Genomic DNA, 18,495 nt, shown 5'->3' on the forward strand with positions numbered 1-18,495 from the left:
TAGCACCACTCCAGATCACACAAATTCCAAGTTCATGGCGGTATACGCCATTTAGAAAGCAACAACCGAATCACTGTAGATTTTGTCTCTGTTCATGGCGGCATACGCCATTTAGAAAAGCAAAGGTTAATGGCTGAGATCTGTTTTCCCGTTCATGGCGGCATACGCCATTTAGAAATTCGTTATCGTATGTTTTTGCTTGATGCAGCAGTTCATGGCGGCATACGCCATTTAGAAAACATCCAAAAAGACTTCATAGCCCATTGATTTGTTCATGGCGGCATACGCCATTTAGAAAATGCGCAGCACATACGCTTACGCCAAATTAAGGTTGATGGCGGCATACGCCATTTAGAAAAATTGGGTGAGCAGTTCGCAAACAAACCAAAAGTTCATGGCGGTATACACCATTTAGAAAAAAGTAAAAGACCCTCAACTCGTGAAGCAGTTGTTCATAGTGGCATACGCCATTTAGAAAAAATTGCAAGAAGTTTGATGAGCAGGGGCAGTTCATGGCGGCATACGCCATTTATTTGTGAGGCAGAGAGTAGATAGGTTAATTAATAAGAACTTATACACTCGCTCTCTTTAATTTTTAACCAAGAAAATATACCCTGAAGTTAATGTAATTATAGTGAATAGTGAAACGTTCATGCGCGGTCTATACCTCATTACCAACGATGATCCAATCCAATTATTATTAGAAAAATTAGATGTGGCTCTAGCAACAGGACAGATTGTGATTCTGCAATACCGTCGTAAGAAAGTGGCAAAAGCAGATCAGCCAAGTGAAGTCGCGCAGATCAAAGTACTTTGTGAAAAGCATCAAGTCCCATTTGTGATTAATGATGATTTGGCACTGGCAGAGCAATTTGGATTAGGGGTACATCTTGGACAGTCCGATGGTGAAATTAGTGATGCGGCCGCACGTTTACCACAAGGTGTAATTATTGGTCGAACTTGCTTAAACTCATTAGAGTTGGCGGAAAAGGCGATTGCTGATGGTGCAACTTATGTGGCCTTTGGTGCGGTTTATGCGACTTCAACCAAACCAGAAGCAGGCAATGTAGGCATTGAAGTGATTAAACAAGCGAAACAAAAGTTTGCTGTGCCGATTTGTGCGATTGGTGGTTTGACCGTTGAAAATTCTCAAGTGGTGATTGAGGCTGGGGCGAGCCTTTGTGCGGTAATTAGTGATATATTAGGACGATCAACAGCCGAAATTCCTGCTCGTGTAAATGCATGGGCAACGTTATTTGACTAATTATATGTATCCGCTTCGCGGAACTTTTATTGTTTCTCGGAACCACAACGTTCCTCGTCCTCGATTCTAGGTTGAGTCTTTTATGAGCTTATCTCCAAAGCAAGAACAGCTATTTAAACAAGCAAATAAACATATTCCAGGTGGCGTAAATTCACCTGTACGTGCATTTAACGGTGTTGGTGGTACGCCTGTCTTTATCGAAAAGGCAAAAGGGGCGTACTTGTGGGATGTCGATGGTAAGCGTTATGTGGACTATGTCGGTTCATGGGGACCAATGATTTTAGGTCATGCACATCCTGATATTATTCAAGCGGTACAAACTGCAGCGGAAGATGGTCTAAGTTTTGGTGCACCAACGGTATATGAAACCACTTTGGCAGATACCATTTGCGAGATCATGCCATCTATTGAATTGGTACGTATGACCAGCTCGGGTACCGAAGCAACCATGACCGCGATTCGTTTGGCGCGTGGTTATACCGGCCGTGACAAAATTGTAAAATTTGAAGGCTGCTACCACGGTCATTCAGACTCGCTGTTGGTGAAAGCAGGTTCAGGTTTATTGACGCTCGGTGAAGGTGAGCCAACTTCCAAAGGCGTACCTGCCGATTTCGCCAAACATACCTTAACGCTACCGTATAACAATATCGAGGCATTGAAAGAATGCTTTAGCAAGTTCGGTCATGAGATTGCTGGGGTAATCATTGAACCTGTTGCAGGCAACATGAATTTAGTGACGCCAATCGATGGTTTCTTGCAAGCGATTCGTGATGTCTGTGATGAATACAAATCGGTCTTTATCATTGATGAAGTAATGACAGGTTTCCGTGTTGCTTTAGGTGGTGCACAATCAGTCTATAAAGTTAAACCTGACTTGACCACGTTGGGTAAAATCATTGGTGCGGGCTTACCAGTCGGTGCTTTTGGTGGTAAACGTGAAATCATGGAGTGCATCGCACCTTTAGGCGGCGTTTATCAAGCAGGTACATTGTCAGGGAATCCATTGGCAATGCGCGCAGGTATTGCGATGTTCAAACACCTTCGTGAACCAGAGTTTTATGACAAGCTGGCTGCACAGTTAGCCAAATTACTTGCAGGTTTACAGGCTGCGGCAGACGAAGCTGGTATTCCATTTAAAACCCAGCAAGTGGGGGGGATGTTCGGCTTGTATTTCACCGATCAAGAGGACATTACCAGCTTTGATTCAATGTTGGCTTGTGATGTTGAAGCATTTAAGAAATTCTTCCATGGCATGTTAAAGCGTGGTGTCTATCTTGCACCATCTGCATTTGAAGCAGGATTTATTTCATCGATGCATTCAGATCAAGATATTGCAGAGACCATTCAGGCAGCAAAAGAAACTTTTGCAGAAATGAAATAACCCTGTGATCTATACAGAAGCCCGATTTGTTCGGGCTTTTTTTATGGACGAATTTTAGCTTGAGCTGAATAGAGAACTTAACGGGTTTAAAAAATAATAGATGATCGTAACGGAATGTTAAAGAGTTCCCAATAGTTTGTATGCTAAACCTCCACGACGAAGCGCAAAGATAAACAATCTTTACTGTACCGCAAGATGAAATAATGCTTGAATAGTAAACTATATTTTCGTTGGTCTTCGGCTGTGCTTTGGGCCTGCGTAGGCTGTAGATTGCAGTTGTATCATATCTAAAAGCTTTTTATAAGAAACCCATAGGAATGGAGTAAAACATGAAAACTAAACATTATTTAACGTCCGCTGATGTGGAAATTTTAGTTGACGCAGCCTTGCAATATGCAACAGCGCACAGCTTTAATGTCAGCATTGCAGTTGTCGATGACGGAGGCACTTTATTAATGATGAAGCGTATGGATGGCGCCTCGGTATTATCGACACAGATTTGCCAAGAAAAAGCACAATCTGCTGCGGTCAGCCGAAGAACCACCAAGGCATCGGAAGATATGATTCGTGATGGTAAGATCGGCTTTTTAACGATCAATGCAGCAAAAGGCATGTTAGAAGGTGGTGAGCCGATTGTCTATCAAGGGCAGGTTGTCGGGGCTGTGGGTGTGTCGGGTGTACAATCTTTTCAAGATGCAGAAATTGCTCAACGTGCGATTCAACAATTTCTAGAGCAACAGACCTAAATCATCATTTAACTTCGATTCTGGATGAAATATCGAGAGAAACACGAAAAAAAATAGTAAAAATACGTGTCATGCATTGTAATTCAGCGCCAAGCTTTTTATGATTGCCCGCTTGTTTTCATCCAGTCGTTGGAAGGCTACCTTGAATGATTTTCTAAGTGAACATTTGATTCATCGTGATGAAGATTTTATGGTCATCCATAAACCTGCAGGCTTACTCACTGTGCCGGGGAAAACACCTGATTTACAAGATTGTTTAATCAATCGTTTATTAGAATTAGAACCAAAAACTTTACTGATTCATCGTTTAGATCGCGATACTTCTGGCATCTTGGTGTTTGGTTTATCCAAATTTGGACAAAGCAATATTTCACGCCAATTTCAAGATCGTCAAACCTCAAAAATTTATCAAGCTTTGGTAGCTGGACATTTACAAGGTCAGGGCACAGTCGATATTCCTGTGATTTATGATCCAAGCCGCCCGCCATTGCATATTGTGGATGCTTCCTATCACAAGCCGGCATTAACCGAATGGCAAGCGATCGAACATCTAGAAATTCAAGGACAAGCTGTAACTCGAGTTAAACTCATTCCGATTACAGGGCGTTCACATCAGCTTCGTGTGCATATGCAATATTTAGGTCATCCGATTCTAGGCGATACCTTATATGCCACGCCAGAACAGCAACAGCTTTATTCGCGTTTATGTTTACATGCAACGCAATTGAGCTTTGCGCATCCTAAAACAGGTGCACAACTCAGCTTTGATTGTACAGTGCCGTTTTAGTCTAAAAACTTTTTTATGAAACACGATGTGATGCACGCTATTTGATTGCGCTTTGTGTCAAAATACATCGTTGAAAACTACATAAAATGCCTTAACTTTTATTTAGGTCAGGGCATAAAATATGTAGGCTAACTTGAGATAAAGGTGGAAAAATTGCAGCAGTTTGCTATTGGTCAACGTTGGTTATCAGATACTGAAACTGAACTCGGTTTAGGGGTTCTTATTGATGTAGATGAACGTTCTATCAGCATTTTATTCCCTAAAAGTGATGAAACTCGTGTCTATGCACGTAACAATGCGCCTTTATCTCGCATCATCTTTAATGTTAATGATGAAGTACAAGACCAAGAAGGCATCAAGTGGACTGTTGAGTCGATTGAAGATCGTCATGGCGTACTGCGTTATGATGTGGTTCGTAGCCTTGAAAATGGCGAACAAGAACGTAAGTCACTGAATGAAACCCGTATCGGTGCGCAGATTCAGCTGTCAAAACCTTTAGAGCGTCTATTAGCCAGCCAAGTTGATTATAAAGAGTGGTATGACCTCCGTATTGAAGCGATGTTGCTGCAAGCACAAATGCACACCAGCCCTTTACGTGGTTTTCTTGGTGCGCGTGTCGGCCTGATTCCACACCAGCTTTATATTGCACATGAAGTGGGTAAGCGTTTTGCTCCGCGTGTTTTATTGGCTGATGAAGTGGGCTTGGGTAAAACCATTGAAGCGGGTTTAATCATTCATCAACAACTAAAAACAGGCCGTTCAGAACGTATCCTGATTTTAGTCCCTGATTCATTGCAATATCAGTGGATGATTGAAATGCGCCGCCGTTTCAATTTGCAATTCTCGCTGTTCGACTTAACCCGTACTGCTTCGATCAAAGAGCATGATCCTGATCTGAATCCATTCCTGACTGAGCAATGCATTATTGCCAGCGTCGACTTAATGGTTGACCACGATGACTTGCGTGAGCAGGCGATGGAAGCTGGTTTTGATCTATTGGTGGTCGATGAAGCCCATCATTTGATGTGGAGTGAAGAAGAAGGCGGTAATGATCGTTATGATCTAGTCGAAGAATTGGCTGAACAAACAGCAGGTGTGTTACTGCTCACCGCAACACCTGAGCAATTAGGCGTTGAAAGCCATTTTGCCCGCCTTCGTTTACTCGATCCGCAACGTTTCAGTAGTCTCGATCGTTTCCTTGATGAAGAAGAACAATATCAACATACTGCAAAAATTGCAGAAGTGTTGATGTCAGATCAAGCATTAACAGAAGAGCATCTTGCTGCACTGGACGGTTTATTGGGTCATCGTATTGATGATCAGCCTGAACAGCGTATGCGTGCGATTCATGAATTATTAGACCGTCACGGCACAGGTCGTATCCTGTTCCGTAACACCCGTGAAGCGATTCAAGGCTTCCCTGGTCGTGATTGCCAGCCAGCACCTTTACCAGCACCAGAAGACTGGTCATTTGATGGCAAAATGCGTGAGCAAATGTGGCCAGAAGAAGGTCAACTGGATGGCGCATGGATGGAAAATGATCCGCGTGTGCCTTGGTTGATGGAAGTGCTGCGTAAAGAATTAAAACACAAAAAAGTGTTGTTGATTGCACGCAGCGGGCCAGTAGTAGAAGCATTGGAAAATGTTCTACGTTTACATGCAGGTATTCGTACCGCCATGTTCCATGAGGGCATGAGTCTATTAGAGCGTGACCAAGCAGCGGCTTATTTTGCTGAAGAAAGTTATGGCGCTCAGATTCTGCTTTGTTCAGAAATTGGTTCAGAAGGGCGTAACTTCCAGTTTGCCAGCGATTTAATTTTATTTGATCTGCCAGCAAACCCAGATGTACTTGAACAACGTATTGGTCGTTTGGACCGTATTGGTCAAGAGAACCGTATTCAGATTCATGTACCGTATCTGATGGGTACAGCGCAAGAGCGTATGTTCCGTTGGTACAACGAAGCGCTTAATATTTTCAGCAGTATTTCTCCGACAGCGCAAACGCTACAAGAAAATTTTATTGTTGAATTAAAAGATTGCTTATTGGCAGACCAAGGTCAGACGTTTGAAGATTTACTTGAAGAAGTGAATGTACAACGTCAAGCCTTGGAAGCTGAATTACAAGCAGGTCGTGACCGTTTGCTCGAGTATAACTCTTGCCGTCCAGTGGTTGCGCAGGGCATTGTACAAGCACTTGAAGATTATGATGACAACACCACTTTGCCAATGTTCGTGAAGCGTTTCATGTCATCCACCAATATTGACTTTGATGAGCAAAGCAATGGTACGGTGATCATCAAGCCGACTGATCAGATGCAAGTTCAAGGAATTACCTTGGATGAAGAAGGCATGACTGCGACCTTCTATCGTGATCAGGCACAAATCCGTGAAGATGCACAATATTTGACTTTGGAACATCCGTTCATTGAAAGTGTGATGGAAATGATACGCACACAATCATTCGGTAGTACCAATGTGGCCTTACTGAAATCAAATGCCTTGAAACAAGGTTCAGTCTTGTTGGAGGTGTGGTTTAAGGTTGATGTCGTTGCACCAAAAGCCTTAAATTTACCATCAAGCTTACCGAAGCAATTGATTCGCGTATTGCTTAGTGAAAATGGTCAGGACTTATCTGCCAAGATTGACCCAAGCATTTTACGTCCATATCTGCATCACCTAGATGGCAATAGTTGCCGCCAAGTAGTGAAAGCGCGTCGTGATGTGATTGAGTCACGTTATGCACAAGCTCTAGAGATTGCTAAAACATCTTTACCTGAATTGATGCAACAGGCTAAAGAGCACTACAGTGGTAAATGGCAGTATGAAATTGACCGTTTAAGTTATCTCAAGCAATTCAATCCAAGTATTCGCCAAGATGAAATCGAGCGCTTACAGAAATTCCAGAAAGAAGGCTTAGGTCTGTTAGATGGTCTGTCTGTGACACCAGAAGCAATTCAAGTTTTGGTTGTGGTTAAGCCTTAATTGAAGCGACAATAAAAAAGAGGACAATGAAGGTCCTCTTTTTTATTGTCTATTGATTTAGTGATCAATATTGGCTTCCAAGAACCATAAATATTGATCCAGATCTTCTAATGCAGCATGGATAATATCTTCGGAAATTGGGTCTTGAATTTCATCAATGGTATCGCGCAGATGGTTGGCAACCACACCATAACGATCTGCCAATTCTTTTAAGTGGTCTTGTACTGCGTGAATGGCAACAGGGTATGGCTTGAGGTGTGATGTTTCTGCAACTGTTTGTGTTGTTCCTAATGCGGTTCCACCGATCTGTACCGCACGCTCTGCAACATTGTCTAAATGAGTGATTAGCGAAGTGCGGAAGGTATCTAACATTTCATGCACTGCAATAAAGTTGCTACCCCGCATGTTCCAGTGCGCCTGCTTGGTCAATAAAGACAGATCAATCAGGTTAGCAAGGATTTGATTTAAAATTTTTACCGTGGACTCTTTAATTGAGTCATCTAAATTATTACGTGTATATACTTTTAAAGCTTTCGCTGTTGAAGAATTCATAGTTACCTCATTCAATTATAATGTGATGAAACATCGTGAATAAAAACCATTCATTTCATGGCTAGCTTATCGCTTGAATTGGAGCTTGAGTGTTTTTGTTTTCTAGGCTTTTGTAAGTTTGCTTATCATCAATTCTGTTTTTGATTTTGTTGGTTTTGATTCAGATGGAATGATGCTTCCATCTGTTAGACTTCTTTTCGAATTGTTAAAAAATGGCTTAAATCAGCCCTGCATCCTTACATTCCAGTTTGATATAAGCATAGAAAATAGGCGCAACAATCAGACCGCTGAGTCCAAAAATCGACTCGAAAATGAGCATCGCCAATAATACTTCCCATGCACTGGCATTGATTTTGGTGCCAATGATTTTAGCATTGACGAAGTATTCCAGCTTATGAATGATCACGAGATAGGCCAATGCGATGGCTGCCACAGACAAGGATATGGTCAAGCCCGCCATAATGATCAAGGTATTTGAAATCAAATTGCCAATGATCGGCAGTAGACCAAAAATAAAGGTCAGAATGGTCAGGGTCTTGGCAAAAGGTAAATGGATATTAAAGATCGGCAGAACGATAAAGACAAAGATCATAAACAATACGGTATTGATCAGCGAAATTTTCACTTGAGCAAAGACCACATTTTTAAACGAAACGGAAAGCTTTTGAATACGATGCAGCACAGCCGCTTTAAATGCAGGTTGTGGCGCATGCTGTTTAAAATTCTGGATCGACACCAAAATCCCGACAATCAGACCAATCACCATTGTCGCCAGATTATGCAGAATGTCGGTTCCCGTATTTTTGACGATTGAAATATTATTTTTGATAAAAGACAGAATCTGGTTTTTGATATCCGCTACGCTATGCGGCAAATAACCCGGCAGGTAATGACTCATTTCCTCTTGGAATTTAATCAGTGTTTGATCGATCTTAAAATTAAAGGAATTCAGTCCAGTCCCTTTTAAATCATAGATCACAAAACTAATCAGACTGGTAATAAAAAAGCCAATCAGGAACGTGGTTAGAATACCCAGAATAATACTGATAAAGATACGTGCACGTTGACCATCAATATGTTTTTCAACAATCGAACTTAAACTGTTAATAATTTCAAAGACCAGAAAACCTGCAAAAAAACTCGGAAGTAAATGCAGGGGAATGACCATCATTAAAAACAAAGCCATCAGGATAAAGCTGGCGATGATGCTTTGACGGTCACTGAGTAGATTCATGATCTAGATGCCTAGTTTAAGTTGTTGTTATGTTAAAGAACAAACATATGATTTTGATGACATCTATCCTATTGCGCTGCGAACAATTAATCAATTTCCATTTCATTGATATGACGCGCACCTTCTAAAATCATACGAATCATGACCATGGTTTGTTCTGCCACTTCAGTACGTTGTTCCGCAGGCAAATCCAACACTTTTGCGCCCATATTGAACACCAATTGGGTGATGGCTTTGGCTGCAAGATCAGCATGACTGAGCTTACTGTTATTTAAACGCTCTAAACGAATCAGGTCTTCTTGAAGCTCTTGCTGAAAGAAATTGAGTTGACGATCAACTGCTGCCTTATATGAGGTCGATCCAGTATAACCTTCGCGTAATAACAAACTCAGGTTGCCTTCATCGGTATTCAATTGTTGAATAAACACTTCAACCGAACTGCGGATAATGCTTTGCTGCTTTGAAGCCTGTAAACGTGCTTCACGAATAATACGGCGTAGTACCAAACCCGATTGATCAATCAGGGCAATTGCCAGTTCATCAATATCTTTAAAATGACGATAGAAACTATTTGGGGCAATGCCTGCCTCACGTGCAATTTCACGTAAGCTGAGCGAAGCGATACTTTTTTGCGGGCCAATCAAGTTGAGCGTGGCTTGAAACAACTCTTCTTTGGTAATGGTTGCTTTTCTACCTACTGAGCGCACAGGAGATTTCATAGGAATGACATCTTGTTCGTTTAAGTTGTCATGACCGAGCGGTAAAAAAGAAGAATGAACCATTGTTTTCAATATATAAGTAAGCTACTCGGGATTATAGCGATTGTCAGTGGACTTGTGAAATGTAAATTCTTATACGAGTGTATATACAAATATATATACATATGTATAATAATTAACAAACAACCAGAGTAAACCTGCTCATGCAAGCAATTGAAAAGAGAAACTCTCTATTTAATTCGTTGGCTCACAGTGTGATGAACAGCCATGACGCCAATTTTTGGTTACAGAAAATCAATCCATTGTGGTCGATTAATCAGTCTCTTGCCAAAATCGTAAAAAAACAAATCGTGGCAAAAGACACCGTCAGTCTTATTTTGCAATGTAACCGACATGTTGCTCGTGGAGTTGCGGGGCAGCATCATCCTGTGACGGTTGATATTGCTGGTCGCCACTACGAGCGTACCTATAGCTTGATGCAGGTGGATGCCGATCATCTCTGTTTAACCGTAAAAAAAGTGGATCAAGGTCTAGTCAGTTCTTGGCTGGTTGAAGGCAGTCAAACCGGAGATATCTTACGTTTAGGACAGCCTTATGGTGAGATGCAGCAGACCGTTGCAACCCCTCATTTAGTATTGCTGGCAGCGGGGAGTGGTATCACCCCGATGCTGAGTTTGATTGAAGCGTTATGTCAGTCAAAACAATTGAATACAACATCTGTCCAATTGATGTATTGGGTCAAAACCCATGCCGATGCAGCTTATGCAGAATATCTGAAAGAAGTATCTGAAAATTTTTCAAATTTTAGTGCCCAAATTTTTTATACCCAAGAACAAGATCAACGTTTAAATCAAAGCCATGTTGATCAAATCCGTGATTTAGCTGAAACCACAGTCTATGCCTGTGGACCATCGGGTTTTGCGGCAACAGCAGAACGTTTGTTCCAAGGTGCTGCAGCCTTACAAACAGAAGCTTTTAGCTTGAGTCAATTTGATGTGGATGCGACGGACACGGGCTTTGTGAATGTCACGTTGACGCAATCGAATAAGACCATCGCCATTCCTAAAGGCCAATCGATTCTGTCTAGCTTAGAACATCAAGGCATCAAGCCAAATCATGGTTGCCGTATGGGGATTTGTAATAAATGTGCCTGTAATAAAGCACAAGGCGCAACCAAAAACTTATTGAATGGTGCTGCCAATAATGAACCAACACAGCTATTAAAAATTTGTGTCAATTCAGCCCAGTCTGATCTTGTGATTGATCTATAAGAGAGTAATTGATTATGAACATGCCTGTTAAGATGGAATTTTTTAAAAATCCCAAAAATCGTGATTTAACTGCTGCAGAATTAGATGCTTTTGCTCGTGAACTCGATCAAATCAAACAAGAAGTATTAGACGATTTAGGCGAGAAAGATGCCAAATATATTCGCCGTGTCTATTCCACCATTCGTTATAGCAGTCTGGCTGGACGTGCCTGTTTATTTCTAGGCTGGTTTCCTCCAGCATGGTTACTCGGGACTGGCTTACTCGGTTTCGCCAAAATCATGGAAAATATGGAGTTGGGTCACAATGTCATGCACGGTCAGTATGACTGGATGAATGATCCGAAGTTTAATGGTCAAACCTATGAATGGGATACGGTGGGGACTTCAGACAACTGGCGTCAAACCCATAACTATAAGCATCATACCTATACCAATGTAAAAGGCATGGATGATGATGTCGGTTATGGCGTATTCCGTTTGTTCCCTGAACAACGCTGGTCAAAGTTCACTTTAATTCAGCCAATCTATATTGTGCCATTTAGCCTGTTATTCCAATGGGGGGTCGCAGTTCAAAATCTTGAATTGGGTAAGGTGCTGTATAAGCGTAAAACCATGGCACAATTCAAACGCGAATGGCAGCCTGCGCAAAAGAAAATCCTCAAGCAAATGTTTAAGGATTATGTGTTCTTTCCATTGATTGCGGGACCTGCGGCGATTCCAGTATTTACAGGCAATTTAGTGGCGAACGGGATTCGCAATGTCTGGACATTCAGTATTATATTCTGTGGTCACTTTACTAAAGATGTTGAAGTATTCCCGAAAGCAGTATTGCAAGATGAAAGCCGTGGTCATTGGTATATGCGTCAGATCCGTGGTTCATCCAATCTGACTGGTTCAGAAGCTTTTCATATTCTAACGGGACATTTGAGTCATCAAATTGAGCATCATTTATTCCCAGATATTCCTGCACGTCGCTATCGTCAAGTTGCACCGAAAGTACAGGCGGTGTGTGAGAAATATGGCCTGCATTATAACAACGCCAGCTTTGTGAAGCAGTTTGGTGAAGTGGTTGGACGTATTTTTAAATATGCATTGCCTTTTAAAAAGTAAGCGATAACACCTAGAAAAGCCCTGAATGCATATACTTCAGGGCTTTTTTATTTTATTTCTTCTTTTTGGAAATCCACATGGTAATGGTGGCATGGAATACTTTTTCATTGTGTTGATCGAGTACATCAACATTCACCAGATATTCACCTGCTTTGTCCCAATCGTAATGCTCATCAACAGGGCTAGCAATCGCAATCAGATCAGTTTCAGCCTTCTTTAAATATTCAACCGTCATGCCTTTGGGAATCCAGCGATGGGTTGTGGGTACCGTCACTTCAGTCATGGTTCCACCCGCAAGTTCTGCCATGTTACACATCGCGATTGCATGTACCGTACCAATATGATTCAACACGCTCCGTTTTTTCTTGATACTAATTTTGCAGGCGTTAGGTTTAAGTTCTTCAAACAGCGGGGAAATACTACTGAAATACGGCGCTTTAAGGCACAACATTCGGGTGAATGTCCATTTACCTGCAGGTAAGACAGAGACTTTGTTCCATAGATCTAGCGTTGAGGCCATGATGAAGCTTCCTTTGACAGAATTAAATTCTTTTACAGAATATAATTCTGTTTACAAGCTGTGGTCAAGTCATACACAATAGTTCCGATTATTGGTCATTTTGATGAAAGCATGCAGGCAGCTCAGCAATTATTAGAACGTTTATATCCACAACGTAGATCCTTATTAAAACGCCAGATTTTATCGGATGCCTTGTCCTGTTTTCTTGAATATGGTCTGGAAACGACCAGTATCGACATGATTCGAGCGAAGTCAGAGAGCAGTGTCGGTGCGATTTATCATCATTTTAAAAACAAAGAAGGCGTGATTGCAGCACTGGTGTTTGCCGCATTGGATGATCAGGCGCAGCTACGTGATCAGTATTTACAACAAGCAAAAACACTCAAAGAATTGCTCTATGCATTGATTTATAGTTATACCGACTGGGTTTCTGATCAGCCCAAGTTTGCGCAATTTCTTTTGCTCGCTCATTTGAGTGTGCGACAGGGTGAATATCGACAAGTCTTAAATGACAAAAATAAACTCAGAAATCAACTCATCATCGCGCATATTTCCAACTATGCCGATGCCAGTGTATTAAAGTCAGTGCCAGCAGAGCTGATGATGTCTTTGGTGATTGGTGCCAGTGAAAGTTATTGCCGTGCTTGGTTGTCTGAAAAAGTGTTGACCAGCCCAACGGCTTATCGGGAAATACTGGCACAAGCGGCTTGGGATTCATTACAGCATTTGAGCCAAGCTTAATCAAATAACAACAATCAGGATCATTATTGATGAGAGCAAATCATCAGAAGATACAATTTACAGGGGCTTGTTTGTGTGGGGCGATCAGCTTTCAGTTCCATCTGGCAAAAATCAAAATGATGTATCGTTGTTATTGCAGCCTATGCCGCAAGCAGAGTGGTGCTGCATCGAATGCCTCCACCTTTGTGCAGACGGAATCATTTCAATGGCAGCAAGGCGAGCAGTTGATTCAGACTTATATTAAAGATACCGGTTTTAATAGTAGTTTCTGTAGACAATGTGGATCACCTGTACCGAATACGCTAACGATCAACCCAAAGGTGATGTGGATTCCTTTGGGATTGATTCAGGAAGATTTTAGCCCAGAGCTCGAGCTAAATTTTTGTGTCAACTCTAAAGTGAGTTGGGCGGCAACGCATCAAAAACTTACTGAATTTGATGAGTTGCCGAATATGATTGAATTGACACATTATTTTGAAATCAATCAATAAAAAGCCGAATGCGGACATTCGGATTTAGGGTATTAGAAATCAAACGAGGTCTGTAAATAGTAGGTCCGAGAAGGGCCTGCGTAGATGCCACCAACCTGATCTGCGGAACGGGTGTAATAGTCTTGATTAAATAGGTTTTTCACACCTAATCCAACTTTTAAGCCTGACAGTGAAGTATCGGCAAAGTCATAAGCGGCGCGAACACCAACAATACCGTAGCCCGGAATATTGCCATAACGACCCGTACCATCATTGTTATTTCCAGAGGCAGTTTGACGCGACTGTGCATAGACATTGGTGTTGAAGGTCCATTGATCACGTTTGTAGTCCACACCCGCATTGCCAACCCAGTTTGAATAGAAATCCAGTTCATTGCCTGAGTCTTGGCCTGCCGATGCGGTTGCTTTGGTATAGGTGGTATTGGCATACATCGAGACATTGGCTAGGTCATCATTGATTGCGCCTAGATTATATTTAAAGCCGAGTTCAGCGCCTTTATGCTTGGTCGCCCCCAGATTTGAATAAGTTTGTGTGGCATCATCACGCTTGAGCTGATCGGCGAAATCAATATAGAACAGGGTAAATTCAAGCGATAAATAATCGTCCAGATAATGTGTGCCGATTTCATAATTATCCGCTTTTTCAGGATTTAAACCATCCATAGTCAAATAAGCACCTCTGGCATTGGTATTGGCCATTTGACTATATTGCAGTGGAGCAAATGATTTACCGTAGTTGGCAAAAATATTCCATTGATCATTGGCTTTGTACATCACCGCAAAGCTTGGCAGTACAGCGTCATAGGACTTGCTGGCATTGACGCCATTCAGAACTGAATAATCACGGTTTAACTTATACATGTTCTCATTGGTTTTAATTCGCTCGAAACGAATCCCAGGCGTGAAGGACCATGCGCCTAAATCAGTACGGTTATCGACATAGACGGCATGCGCTTCAGTGTCGCCATCCGCTTTGGTCCAGCCATAAAAATCACTTGGGCCTGTGTCACGGTTATAATTGGCGCGATCAACGGATTCACTGCTCGTTTCCTTTAAATAACGGTAACCAACAGACACTTCATTCAGCGTATCGCCGAGCTGAAATGCATGTGAATAACGTGGTTCAATGGCAGTCACTTTATAATCACGTGGGGCAATCTGATAGAGGCTGGAACCGCTGCGCTCTACACCTGCATCACGATAACTATCGAGGTGGTAAGTGAGCACCTCAAAGGCATTGTTGTCTTTTTTATAATTATATTTGAGCGAGATATCATTACGATTGCCTTCCATATAGTCATGGTTACGTAAAGACTGATATGGATTTTGCGCATACTGTGCAGGCGTTAAACCACCAGGCATATCCACCTTTGCTTCATAACGATGTAGATTCGCTTCAATGCTTGAATAATCATCTAGGGCATAGCTGGCTTTCAAACGCAGATCATTGATGTTTGAATAATCATTTTGATCACGATAACCATCGCCATTCACCCCAGAATAGAGCAAAGCCAGACCAAGGCCATTGTCTAAAGTGGTTCCTACAAACAGGTTTGGATTGACTTTTAAATTGCCATTTTCAGCCACTTCTGTGGTCATACCGACACTGGCAGCAAAATTCTCTGGAATGCTGCGTGTATTAAAATTGATAATCCCACCGACGTTTTGTGGCCCAAAGCGGACGGAGCCAGCACCACGAACCACATCAATCGATTCCATATTGCCCAAGGTGGTTGGGGCCAATGAAAGCTGAGGCTGTCCATAGGGTGCTACGGCTAAAGGGACACCATCGATCATCAGTTGCGAACGAGGTGAAAATCTTGAGGTTAGGCCACGGACACCAATACTTAAAGAGGCATCGCTGCCAGAGGTGCCTGAGTTTTCAGAGACCTGAACACCGGGAACTGTACGCAACGCTTCTTTCACTGAGGTTGTGCCGCGTGCTTCTAAACTTTGTTGATCAACCACAGTACGGGCGCCGGGATGGTTGAGCACTTTTTTGGCATTGGCTTGTTCTAACCAGTTGCCCTCAGCTTGGATGGAAATGGTTGCCAGTGTTTGTGTGGTATTGCTTTGGCTGTCATCTGCAAATGTTGTCGTTGCAACGCAACTGATCAGTGCTGTGATGGCACAGCTTAGGGTAGAGGGTTTAAATTTTGAAAAAGAAACAGGATGAGAAAACGAACACTTCATAAGTTGATTGCCGAGCATCTGAATTGGAGGAGTTATTTTTGCGCCGTTATATTAATTGATTATAATTCTCATTTATAGCTATTGTTTAGCTAAAATTAATTAAAGTTTCACATAAAATATATAATTTTTTTTGTTAAGGGGTGAAATGTTGTCAGATAAACTGAATCAAGATTCTGATTTAATTTAGATTGTAGCTTATGGGTGATATTCACTGTGAAAGAGATAAAACGCCGAACTTAAAGGTTCGGCGTTTTATATTTAAAAATCATAGGATGTTTGCAGGAAAAAGGTTCGTGGTTGGCCCACATATTTACCGCCTGTGGAGTCAGATGAGCGGGTATAGTATTGCTTGTCAAACACGTTCTTTATCCCACCCGCTATTTTTAAGCCTTTGAGTTGATTGCTAAAGTCATAGCCTGTGCGTACGGCAAAGGTTGAATAACCCGGGATATCACCCGTGCGGCCATCTGCTGTTTCTTCAGTCTGATAAACATCCCCAGAACCTGGTGCATGTTGTTTGGACTGCGCAAACATGTCCGCATTCACAGACCATTGATCTACATGATAAGCCAGACCTAGATTACCTACATGACGTGAGTAAAAGGGGAGGTCTTTGCCTTCAAACTTACCTGCTTCAGATGTTGCTTTGGTAAAGGTGTAATTCCCGTAAACTTTGAGACCTTCTAGCGCATCAGCAAGTTGACCGAAATCATAGCTGATTCCTGTTTCAACGCCTTTATGACTGGTTGCACCCAAATCGGTCCAAATCCCTGTACCGATATTATCTGGACGTTCTAACATCAATTCTTTATCAAAATCTAAATAGAAAACTGTTAATTCAGCGCTTAGACCATTGCTTAAATATTTAGTTCCAATTTCATAGTTTTTAGATTTTTCAGGATGTAATCCATCCAGCGTCGTTGCAGCAGTATTCACACCACCAACAGACTTAGTCGTAACGAGTTGGTTGTATTGCTGTGGACCAAATGAAACACCAGCATTGGCAAAAATATTCCAGTTCTCATTGGCTTTATACAGCACCGATAAGCTTGGTAAAAACTCGTCAGATTTGATTTTTGGATAAACGGTATTGGTGGCGACACCATTTTGATACGCCGTAAAATCGTTGTGAGTATCAATCGATTCAAAACGAACCCCAGGCGTAATCACCCAATTCGCGAGGCCAAAACGGTTGTCGATATAAATGGCGTGCGCTTTGGTACCGCCCTCACTGGTGGTATTGGCGATACGTTCACTGGGTGTCCCTGTGAGGGTGTTGTAAGAAGCCGTGCGTCCTGAGAATTCAGAGCTTTCTTCTTGTAAATAACGATACCCAACAGTCACTTCATTATCCATACCCGCCCAACTGTAAGCACGTGAATAACGTGGTTCAATCCCAAAATATTTATAATCGCGAGGAGAGTTACTAATACGGCTGGTACCATTATTGGCAACGGACTCTAAGTCACTGGTCCGGAAAGAATCAACGTAATAACCCAGTACTTCAAAGTTATTCAATTCATCTTTATGGCTATATTTCACAGAAACATCAGAACGACGGCCTGCGAAATAGTTGCGACTTTGATTGGATTGATAGGCATTGTCTGCAAATTGTGCCGCTGTTAAACCTTCAGGCATCTCGCCACGGCCTTCATAATGATGCAGATTGAATGCAATGGCATCCTGATCAGTCCATTGGTAGGCGGTTTTTAACATGACATCATCAATATCAATTTTATTATTGGCTTCTCGATAAGCATCACCTTTGCTGCCTGAATAAAGCAGAGCCATACCCAAGCCATTGTCGAGTGTGCCACCAATAAACAGATTCGGTGTGTACTTAAGTTGGTCCGTACCTGTTGCAAATTCTGTGGTTAAACCGACTGAACCTGAAAATTCTTTGGGGATTGCCCGTGTTGTAAAGTTGATAATCCCACCCACGTTTTGTGGCCCAAAGCGAACGGAACCCGCACCGCGAACCACATCGACCGATTCAATATTACCCATAGAAACTGGGGCTAAAGATAATTGCGGCTGACCATAAGGAGCGAATGAGAGCGGTACACCATCCATAAGTACAGTAGAGCGCGGTGATAAGCGTGAGGTAAGACCTCGTACGCCAATATTTAAAGAAACATCACTGCCACCCGTACCATTGCTGTCTTGAACTTGTACGCCGGGAATTTGTTTTAAAGCATCACGGATTGAGGTGGTGGCAATTTCATCCAAACGTTTGCGGTCAATAATGCTGCGTGCGCCTGCATGTTGCTGTACTTTTTCTGCATTGGCATTGTCCAGCCAATTGCCTTGTGCCTGAATTGAAATTGTTGCAAGTGTCTGCGTTTCGGCGGGTTGTCCTTCATCAGCAAAAGCGACATGAGATATGCCACTCAATGAAATGGCAATGGCGAGACTCAGAGAAGAGGGTTGGAATTTAATCAAAGACGCAGCGGAGCAGGATGCAATTTTCATATCAGGAGGCAAATGCTGTAAATTTCCCGAATAT

At 42.1% G+C, this 18,495-nt stretch carries 16 protein-coding genes; 10 read left to right on the forward strand and 6 right to left on the reverse strand.

Features of this window, described 5'->3' with window-relative positions; translation table 11 throughout:
* The first annotated feature begins 129 nt into the window (after positions 1 to 129).
* The 6 genes from F885_RS21445 (at position 130) to rapA (ending at position 7,160) form a co-directional block, all read left to right on the forward strand.
* Positions 130 to 267 carry a hypothetical protein gene (locus F885_RS21445; protein ID WP_407636633.1) on the forward strand — a complete coding sequence of 46 codons (138 nt, stop codon included), beginning with the start codon at positions 130 to 132 and terminating at the stop codon, positions 265 to 267.
* Positions 268 to 652: 385 nt separating this feature from the next.
* Positions 653 to 1,264, forward strand: a complete 612-nt coding sequence (gene thiE, locus F885_RS00250; protein ID WP_005323019.1) for a thiamine phosphate synthase — start codon at positions 653 to 655, stop codon at positions 1,262 to 1,264.
* A gap of 82 nt (positions 1,265 to 1,346) precedes the next feature.
* Entirely contained in the window at positions 1,347 to 2,645 is a 1,299-nt protein-coding gene (gene hemL / locus F885_RS00245) for a glutamate-1-semialdehyde 2,1-aminomutase (protein ID WP_005202293.1), read from the forward strand.
* A 329-nt stretch (positions 2,646 to 2,974) separates the two neighbouring features.
* Positions 2,975 to 3,391 (forward strand): GlcG/HbpS family heme-binding protein, encoded by a 417-nt coding sequence (locus tag F885_RS00240; protein ID WP_005323021.1) that lies wholly within the window; start codon positions 2,975 to 2,977, stop codon positions 3,389 to 3,391.
* A 142-nt stretch (positions 3,392 to 3,533) separates the two neighbouring features.
* Positions 3,534 to 4,178 (forward strand): RluA family pseudouridine synthase, encoded by a 645-nt coding sequence (locus F885_RS00235; RefSeq protein WP_171068239.1) that lies wholly within the window; start codon positions 3,534 to 3,536, stop codon positions 4,176 to 4,178.
* A 144-nt stretch (positions 4,179 to 4,322) separates the two neighbouring features.
* Positions 4,323 to 7,160, forward strand: coding sequence for an RNA polymerase-associated protein RapA (rapA, locus tag F885_RS00230; RefSeq protein ID WP_005323023.1), 2,838 nt, complete (start codon positions 4,323 to 4,325; stop codon positions 7,158 to 7,160).
* A gap of 57 nt (positions 7,161 to 7,217) precedes the next feature.
* On the opposite strand, the gene dps is transcribed toward rapA, so the two are convergent.
* From dps to fabR, 3 genes are all read right to left on the reverse strand, one after another.
* Positions 7,218 to 7,712: a DNA starvation/stationary phase protection protein Dps gene (gene dps / locus F885_RS00225; RefSeq protein WP_004801316.1), complete on the reverse strand. Its 495-nt coding sequence runs from the start codon at positions 7,710 to 7,712 to the stop codon at positions 7,218 to 7,220.
* 217 nt (positions 7,713 to 7,929) lie between these two features.
* Positions 7,930 to 8,946, reverse strand: a complete 1,017-nt coding sequence (locus F885_RS00220) for an AI-2E family transporter (protein WP_005323024.1) — start codon at positions 8,944 to 8,946, stop codon at positions 7,930 to 7,932.
* Between the two features lie 86 nt (positions 8,947 to 9,032).
* Complete coding sequence (gene fabR / locus F885_RS00215; RefSeq protein ID WP_005202301.1) at positions 9,033 to 9,728, reverse strand: HTH-type transcriptional repressor FabR; 696 nt, start codon at positions 9,726 to 9,728, stop codon at positions 9,033 to 9,035.
* A 140-nt stretch (positions 9,729 to 9,868) separates the two neighbouring features.
* Between fabR and F885_RS00210 the strand changes: the two genes are divergently transcribed.
* Together F885_RS00210 and F885_RS00205 are read left to right on the forward strand one after the other, a co-directional pair.
* Positions 9,869 to 10,936 (forward strand): ferredoxin reductase, encoded by a 1,068-nt coding sequence (locus F885_RS00210; protein WP_005323025.1) that lies wholly within the window; start codon positions 9,869 to 9,871, stop codon positions 10,934 to 10,936.
* 14 nt (positions 10,937 to 10,950) lie between these two features.
* Positions 10,951 to 12,045 carry a fatty acid desaturase family protein gene (locus F885_RS00205; RefSeq protein ID WP_004801310.1) on the forward strand — a complete coding sequence of 365 codons (1,095 nt, stop codon included), beginning with the start codon at positions 10,951 to 10,953 and terminating at the stop codon, positions 12,043 to 12,045.
* A gap of 52 nt (positions 12,046 to 12,097) precedes the next feature.
* Here F885_RS00205 and F885_RS00200 read toward each other — a convergent pair whose 3' ends face one another.
* On the reverse strand, positions 12,098 to 12,565 hold the full coding sequence (locus F885_RS00200; protein WP_005323026.1) for a hotdog fold domain-containing protein: 468 nt from the start codon (positions 12,563 to 12,565) through the stop codon (positions 12,098 to 12,100).
* Positions 12,566 to 12,676: 111 nt separating this feature from the next.
* Here F885_RS00200 and F885_RS00195 point away from each other — a divergent pair, with 111 nt between their 5' ends.
* Positions 12,677 to 13,306 (forward strand): TetR/AcrR family transcriptional regulator, encoded by a 630-nt coding sequence (locus F885_RS00195; protein ID WP_032859848.1) that lies wholly within the window; start codon positions 12,677 to 12,679, stop codon positions 13,304 to 13,306.
* 29 nt (positions 13,307 to 13,335) lie between these two features.
* Positions 13,336 to 13,797, forward strand: a complete 462-nt coding sequence (locus F885_RS00190; protein ID WP_005323029.1) for a GFA family protein — start codon at positions 13,336 to 13,338, stop codon at positions 13,795 to 13,797.
* 32 nt (positions 13,798 to 13,829) lie between these two features.
* Here F885_RS00190 and F885_RS00185 read toward each other — a convergent pair whose 3' ends face one another.
* Both F885_RS00185 and F885_RS00180 read right to left on the reverse strand, forming a co-directional pair.
* Positions 13,830 to 16,007, reverse strand: coding sequence for a TonB-dependent receptor family protein (locus F885_RS00185; RefSeq protein WP_005323031.1), 2,178 nt, complete (start codon positions 16,005 to 16,007; stop codon positions 13,830 to 13,832).
* A 240-nt stretch (positions 16,008 to 16,247) separates the two neighbouring features.
* The gene (locus F885_RS00180; RefSeq protein WP_005323033.1) at positions 16,248 to 18,461 is read right to left on the reverse strand and encodes a TonB-dependent receptor family protein; all 2,214 of its coding nucleotides are present in this window, start codon (positions 18,459 to 18,461) and stop codon (positions 16,248 to 16,250) included.
* Positions 18,462 to 18,495: the final 34 nt, after the last annotated feature.

It is taken from the genome of Acinetobacter higginsii (assembly GCF_000369845.1).
In the GTDB taxonomy this organism is placed as follows: domain Bacteria; phylum Pseudomonadota; class Gammaproteobacteria; order Pseudomonadales; family Moraxellaceae; genus Acinetobacter; species Acinetobacter higginsii.

Excerpts from the sequence above, each read along its gene's own strand:
- F885_RS00220 (WP_005323024.1), bottom strand. The coding sequence starts at position 8,946 with ATGAATCTACTCAGTGACCGTCAAAGCATCATCGCCAGCTTTATCCTG.
- thiE (WP_005323019.1), top strand. The coding sequence starts at position 653 with ATGCGCGGTCTATACCTCATTACCAACGATGATCCAATCCAATTATTA.
- fabR (WP_005202301.1), bottom strand. The coding sequence starts at position 9,728 with ATGGTTCATTCTTCTTTTTTACCGCTCGGTCATGACAACTTAAACGAA.
- hemL (WP_005202293.1), top strand. The coding sequence starts at position 1,347 with ATGAGCTTATCTCCAAAGCAAGAACAGCTATTTAAACAAGCAAATAAA.
- dps (WP_004801316.1), bottom strand. The coding sequence starts at position 7,712 with ATGAATTCTTCAACAGCGAAAGCTTTAAAAGTATATACACGTAATAAT.
- F885_RS00190 (WP_005323029.1), top strand. The coding sequence starts at position 13,336 with ATGAGAGCAAATCATCAGAAGATACAATTTACAGGGGCTTGTTTGTGT.
- F885_RS00200 (WP_005323026.1), bottom strand. The coding sequence starts at position 12,565 with ATGGCCTCAACGCTAGATCTATGGAACAAAGTCTCTGTCTTACCTGCA.
- F885_RS00195 (WP_032859848.1), top strand. The coding sequence starts at position 12,677 with ATGCAGGCAGCTCAGCAATTATTAGAACGTTTATATCCACAACGTAGA.
- F885_RS21445 (WP_407636633.1), top strand. The coding sequence starts at position 130 with ATGGCTGAGATCTGTTTTCCCGTTCATGGCGGCATACGCCATTTAGAA.
- F885_RS00210 (WP_005323025.1), top strand. The coding sequence starts at position 9,869 with ATGCAAGCAATTGAAAAGAGAAACTCTCTATTTAATTCGTTGGCTCAC.
- F885_RS00185 (WP_005323031.1), bottom strand. The coding sequence starts at position 16,007 with ATGCTCGGCAATCAACTTATGAAGTGTTCGTTTTCTCATCCTGTTTCT.
- F885_RS00240 (WP_005323021.1), top strand. The coding sequence starts at position 2,975 with ATGAAAACTAAACATTATTTAACGTCCGCTGATGTGGAAATTTTAGTT.
- F885_RS00205 (WP_004801310.1), top strand. The coding sequence starts at position 10,951 with ATGAACATGCCTGTTAAGATGGAATTTTTTAAAAATCCCAAAAATCGT.
- F885_RS00180 (WP_005323033.1), bottom strand. The coding sequence starts at position 18,461 with ATGAAAATTGCATCCTGCTCCGCTGCGTCTTTGATTAAATTCCAACCC.